The following is a 597-nucleotide window of genomic DNA, read 5'->3' on the forward strand; positions in this document are numbered from 1 at the left end:
GGGGTGGGCGACGGAGACGGGTCGACGTCGCCGCAGGGGGCCGCCGCGGTGGCGGCGTTGCGCGGGGCGGGGGCCGCGGTATCGAAGTCGGCGCTGTTGTCGTCGGTGTCGGAGCAGCCGCCGTTCCCGCGGATCGCGGCGGTGGCGTTGCTGAGGGTGGGCGCGGCGGCGCCGCCCTCGAAGAAGTTCGCGGTTCCGAACCCGACCAGGTCGGCGACGAGCGCGAGTTGCTCGGGCGTGCAGGCGGTGGTGGAGCCGTTGCAGGCGAGGCCGTCGGCGGAGTGGACCAGCGCCACCTTGCCCGCCGTGCCGCTCATGTTGATGCCGCCGGTGTCGTCGGCCGCGGGCAGCGAGCCGCTCGGGGTGGCGCCCGCCGCCAGCTGGACCAGGTGGTACTGGCCGGGGGCGACGGTGCCGGTGAGGCTGGTCCTGTTGGCGGCGAAGTTTCCGGTGCCGCTGGCGCTGGTGTACTGCACCGACCAGCCGTCCAGCGAGACGGGGGCGCCGCTGCGGTTGAAGAGTTCGACGTAGTCGTTGGTGAGGGGGGCGCCGGAGTTTCCGCCGCCTCCGTACACCTGGCTGATGACCACTGTTCCC

General features: G+C 73.7%; 1 protein-coding gene. It reads right to left on the reverse strand.

Annotated elements, in window-relative coordinates; genetic code table 11:
- On the reverse strand, window positions 1–597 hold a 597-nt coding region (locus ITP53_RS55700; protein ID WP_195903541.1), incomplete at both ends, for a lamin tail domain-containing protein.

Source organism: Nonomuraea cypriaca, assembly GCF_015645445.1.
Classification (GTDB): Bacteria; Actinomycetota; Actinomycetes; order Streptosporangiales; family Streptosporangiaceae; genus Nonomuraea; species Nonomuraea cypriaca.